Annotated in this window: 3 protein-coding genes and 1 pseudogene; 1 reads left to right on the top strand and 3 read right to left on the bottom strand. The window is 33.3% G+C overall.

The features are described 5' to 3' along the window. Positions 1 to 452, top strand: a pseudogene (locus OZD64_RS06800) (transposase); the annotation flags it as partial. A 57-nt stretch (positions 453 to 509) separates the two neighbouring features. On the opposite strand, the gene OZD64_RS00460 reads toward OZD64_RS06800, so the two are convergent. The 3 genes from OZD64_RS00460 to dnaG all read right to left on the bottom strand — a co-directional run bounded on the left by OZD64_RS00460 (position 510) and on the right by dnaG (position 4,862). Further along, the gene (locus OZD64_RS00460; protein WP_274999109.1) at positions 510 to 1,592 is read right to left on the bottom strand and encodes an efflux RND transporter periplasmic adaptor subunit; all 1,083 of its coding nucleotides are present in this window, start codon (positions 1,590 to 1,592) and stop codon (positions 510 to 512) included. Between the two features lie 201 nt (positions 1,593 to 1,793). Next, entirely contained in the window at positions 1,794 to 2,876 is a 1,083-nt protein-coding gene (locus OZD64_RS00455) for a Fic family protein (protein WP_010082532.1), read from the bottom strand. A 237-nt stretch (positions 2,877 to 3,113) separates the two neighbouring features. Then, entirely contained in the window at positions 3,114 to 4,862 is a 1,749-nt protein-coding gene (gene dnaG / locus OZD64_RS00450; RefSeq protein ID WP_010082533.1) for a DNA primase, read from the bottom strand. Positions 4,863 to 5,448: the final 586 nt, after the last annotated feature.

The following is a 5,448-nucleotide window of genomic DNA, read 5'->3' as shown; positions in this document are numbered from 1 at the left end:
GATCAACCAAATAAAGTATGGGATTACTTACATCAAAACCAAGGAGGGATGGCTATATTTGGCAGCAATAATTCTCACGTATGGTAGTTAATGAGTAGTGCAATAAATAAACAATTGGTTATGAACTCTTTATTAATGGCCATTAATAGGCGTAAACCTGTTAAAAATCTACTGCTGCACAGTGACCAAGGTTCACAATATACTGCGCAAGGGTATCAATATCTCTTAGCTGTAAAGAATATAGATGAGTAATAAAGGCTGTTGTTACGACAATTCTGTTGCAGAAAGCTTCTTTAGCTCATTGAAAAGAGAAATACTTATTGATACTTCACAACACTCTGCTCAACAAACTAGAACTGCAATATTTGAATACATAGAAATTTTTTATAACAAACAACGTCACTATTAACTATTGCATTCCAGAACAATTTGATGCATCATTCTTTTTGTAAAAAACATTCCACACTTTCTCTCCACTTTTTCTGGGTAAGGTCAAAGGATCTTATGTCTTAAACCTTATCACCAGGCTTAACAAATAGGTGGCCCAATACTATTAACTTTATGGTTTTATCTTCGTTATTTGCTACTATCCAAACCCCATCGCTCTCATGATCAACAATTTCTATTGGTGCAAATACTACATAATTATTGTCATCAACAATCTTTATTCCAAGAGCACCCTCGTCACTTAAGCTCAGGGCTGAAGAAGGAACTTTATATGCAAATCTTTCGCCTGAAGGTAGCCTTACGTTGGCAGTTAGTCCCTGCAAGGATATCATTTTATTATTAGTTACCTTTACTTCTACCCTATAAGACCCAGTTTTAGGCTCAGCAATTTTACTAATAAAACTTACTTCACCTGCCAATTCTTTTCCGTCCAGCAAATTAATTTGAGCTGTGCTGCCTAGCTCTATTTTATTTACTTCATTTTCCGAAACGTATAACACTACAAGAATTTGATCGAAATTAACCACGTCAGCTATTTTTTGCCCAGCATTAACAAAATCCCCTTCGTTTGCATTGATTTTATCAATATAACCATCTATAGGAGATGTGACTGCAGTATTTTCTAAATCCAATTCTAGCCTTTTTAGGTCAGCTTTTGCACTTTGTAACGCAGTAAAAGCTGCTTCTACTTGTATTTGTGCCCCATAGCCTTTTTTATTCAGTTTGTGAGAGGAATCATACTCAATTTCACGCTGCTTTAATAAAGCTTTGGCTTTCTGAGCTTGCTCAATCCTGTCATAATCTTCTATCTTTAACACTACATCATCTCTTTTTACCTTTTCACCATCAGGTAAATAAATAGCAATAATCTTACCACTTATTTTTGAGACAAGGCTAGCTCTATGTAAGGGATTTACTGTATCAGAAAAATTTAAATATATAGTGCGGTTTTGCGGCGCACATTCTTGAGTTTTTACTGAAAAGCTACTAGTTGCATTATCGCTATGAACCGCCTGATCTTTTTTTAAAAATGCACTGCTGATAAAAAACAGTAGAATAAAAGCAATACTGGAAATGATGATTACTTTATTTCTCATCTTTAAACAATAGAATTTGTTGATCAATCTTGTTAGAAACAACTGCATAAATTTTCGAATCAGAAATGTAAGTATAATACATGTACCATTGTCACTCCATAAATAGTTTTATATGAGAACAAACACAAGATTTTCCTACAATAAGTAAGTTTTTTATTGCTAAAATGCAATTTTTAATCGAATAAAATTGCAAACAAAGTTGTGCATAAGACTGGATTTAAAAAAATCTCGAAAAACATACTAAAACTTTTAAATAATAACTTTATATCTAGTGGCTTTGCCTTCTCCAAGACGCTGTAAGTATTTCATCCCTAGCAGTTTCTTTGTAATTGCCTCTACTGTTCTTGGAGGAAATCCTAGAGCTTCTATAGCATCTTTTCTACTAAATTCTTTATCTGCAAGGCTAAGTGCCCATTCCCAGAAGAACAATTGTTTTCTTGATAATAAATATTCAGTATTCTCCCTCTCAAGAATATAATGCGCCTCATTTGCTTGCGTTTTGAGTACATTAAGAAAAAATATTAACCACGGGGAAATATCTTCTTTGCCACTTTTCCAGCTACTTTGTGTTTTATTAAGCGCTAAATAGTAATCAAGTTTGTTAGTTTCAATTATCTTTTCATGTGATACAATAGATACAAAATCATAACCCTGCTGCAACAGCATTAAATTAGTCATCAATCTACTAGTTCTGCCATTCCCATCTTGAAAAGGGTGTATTGCCAGATACTCAAAAACAAAGTTAGCAATAATAATAAGAGGATGCTTAAATTTATTATTTAAGGACCAGTGATACCAATCAATAAGCTCTTGTACTTCCTTTCTAACAAGGTAAGGTGGTGTGGGATCAAAAATTATACCAACAACTTTTCCATTCTGATCTTTTGCCTCAACTCTATTAGAACTTGCTTTGTATTTTCCTCTATGATACAAATCTTTTTCACTATAAAGTAGCATCTGGTTGTTAATGTGCAATATTGATGACTCACTAATTGGAATATCCGTATAATCATGAAATATTAGTGTAAGCATTTCTAAGTAGCCAGCAATTTCTTGCTCATCTCTATTTTTAAATTTTTTGACACGTAGGTTTTTATATAGATCCTCAACTTCTTTATCGGTTAGACGATTTCCTTCAATACGGTTAGAAGCGCCAGAAGATGTAACAATAACTGAATGAGTTAATCTTTCAATTGTTTGTGGTAGTAGTTTTTTCGTTATCTGCCAGCTATTTTTAACACTATCAACTGCAGTAATTAACTCGTACACTTGCTCAATTACAGGCCCTTCTAGGTTGAGACGCGTACTAAGACGAAAATTCTTCCAGTTCATATTCTTCTCACATGCATATTATGTGAGATAATGTGAGATAATGTGATAAAAGTCAATAGTAAACTTTATATGCACAGCAGAGCTAACTACAAAAATTATACATTTTCAAGTGATCCTAACCATATCAAAAACTACAGGGCAAAGCTGTTAGAGGAAGGCTTAATTAGTTAAAAATTTCAATCTTATGTAAAATATTGTCTTATTTTGTAATTTTCTTGTTGACTAACGAGACGATATCTACTTTTCAATAAACTCCATTTGCATTTCTTGTATACTGCTTTCTATTTGCTTTATTTGTTCTATCAACCTTTCCTCTAAGTCAAGATTACCGCTCAGCCTCGCTTCGGTTCTTTCTTTTCGTAATGCATTTAACTCTTTTAGTAACACTATATTATTCCACACAATTTCTGCAGATTTTCTCTCGTTCAGTTGGCTATTTAGTACACTAGTTTTTTCAAATACATACTTTATAACGTTAAACTGTTTCAATTCTTGTAACAAAGCCTCTTTATCGAGGTTGCTTTTGTTACTTATTACATCAATTATACGCTGTTGTAATCTTTTCATCTCATTAGTAAATTCAAAATGAGAAAATTGCTCAAAAAATATAGGACGGTTCAAGATTTCAGGAAATTCTACGGCTATACGCAAAATTACGGCCTGATTTTGCTCTGCTTCAATTAGCTCTGGAGACTTGTTATGAAGATACTCACCTTTTGTTGCTCTAGTTTTACTATTAAAAATCTGTTTTTTGAAGCTACTTCTTAGTTCACTAGCCTTATTGTAAAAATAATCTCTGTAATACCTTCTAATACTGCTGTTGCTAATAGTATTTACATATTCCATGAACTTGTGCTCAAGAATTGAATATTTTTCCGGAGCAAGTTTTTCATAATTTTGCAAATTGCTATCGATTATGTGATGCCATAAATATTCAGAATGCAGTTTTGTTGAATGGTCAAGAGCAGTCAACACGTCTTCTTTCTTGTATTCCAGTTCGTTACATATATCGTATGGATCTTTATTACTCGGCAAAGTCACAAACTTTAACGTGTATCCAGGCTCTAATATTAGCAGAGCAAGTTCTGCAACTCGAGTAGCAGCATGACGTCCAGCACTATCGCCATCCATACAGATGGAGATTTCTTTAGCAAATCTCCATAGATTTTTTATCTGTTCTGCAGAAATTGCGGTACCAAGCGGAGCAACTGCATTACTAATTCCCGCTTGATGTAGCGCTATAGCGTCCATATATCCTTCAACAACGAGTATGTGCTGTTTTTTACGTATTTCGCTTAAAGCAAAGTTTAATCCGTATAAATTCTCCCTCTTCTTGAAGAGCTGACTCTCTGGACTGTTTAAATATTTCGGCTGTTGCTCAGAACTTAGCGCACGTCCGCCAAAACCAATAACTCTCCCTGCAATGCTCTGTATAGGAAATATCAGCCGGTCATAAAAATAATCATGAAAATTTTTGTTTACTAATCCAATATCAATTAAAATTTTGTCTTCAATACCTGAAGAGTTTAAATACTCTTTCAAACCAGAGCTTGGTGCATAACCTATCTTAAATTTATCTATGATTTTAGGTAAAATCTTACGCTGCTTTAAATAATCTACAACACCTTGATTTTTTTGTGCAAACCAATTTGCAGCTAAATCAAGCGCTAAAAATAGTTTATTGTCCTCTTTTGTAATACTAAGATTTTTGGGCAGTTCAACACCTGTAACCGATGCTAATTTTTCCAATGCTTCTTTAAAGCTTAATCCTTCAGTTTGTGAAATAAATTCAAATGCATCACCACTAGCCAAGCAACCAAAACAGTAATATAACCCCTTAGTATTGCTCACCGAAAAAGATGGGGTTTTTTCGTTATGAAATGGACAGAGCCCAACAAAACTATCTCCTCTTTTTATTAATCTGACTTTTTTACCTACTAGGTCGGATAATAATAATTTTGATTTTATAATATCTATATGATCCATCTTGTTAAATTAGTAGTAGGATAAAAATTATATAGAATTTATACACATCTGACTCGAAATTTATTTCTATAACTAAAGCAATTTGGATTTACCGACAATGTAGCTATACAAATTCAAGAGCAATCCTGTCATCCAGGTAGCCCACAGAAACAAAAAACTTCCTTGACAAACCTCGCCAGCGCCCTTATCATGAAACTGAAGCTATTTATTTATCTTCTCTGTACAGATTAAATGACAAAAAAACTCAACGTATCTGGCGTCTCATATTTAATTTTTTGCACTATGTGCACCTTATGTCTTTATCAAATTTCCGGGTTTTGACCTACAAAAGCTGAAATACGCTTATAAAGCATTTAAAACATTAAAAAACGCCAACTTAAAAAATGGATAGTGAATAACTAGCTACCCTAGGGTTTCTTTTGCCTTTTTTTCTGTTTAGTAAATTTCTTAACGTTTATAATTTAGATTAGTTGCGGTTTAAAAGCAACTGAATCGCGGTTATTAAGTGTTTAGAATAAAAAAACGCCATACTTGAAAGTATAATGTAAGTAATTAGCCAACCACGGGGCTTCTTTTGCCTTTTTTT

Source organism: Wolbachia endosymbiont of Drosophila tristis (genome assembly GCF_028981745.1).
Classification (GTDB): domain Bacteria; phylum Pseudomonadota; class Alphaproteobacteria; order Rickettsiales; family Anaplasmataceae; genus Wolbachia; species Wolbachia pipientis.
This window is presented reverse-complemented; position numbering and strand designations above follow the sequence as displayed.

Coding starts and splice junctions, on each gene's coding strand:
- OZD64_RS00460 (WP_274999109.1), bottom strand. CDS start 1,592: ATGCAGTTGTTTCTAACAAGATTGATCAACAAATTCTATTGTTTAAAG.
- OZD64_RS00455 (WP_010082532.1), bottom strand. CDS start 2,876: ATGAACTGGAAGAATTTTCGTCTTAGTACGCGTCTCAACCTAGAAGGG.
- dnaG (WP_010082533.1), bottom strand. CDS start 4,862: ATGGATCATATAGATATTATAAAATCAAAATTATTATTATCCGACCTA.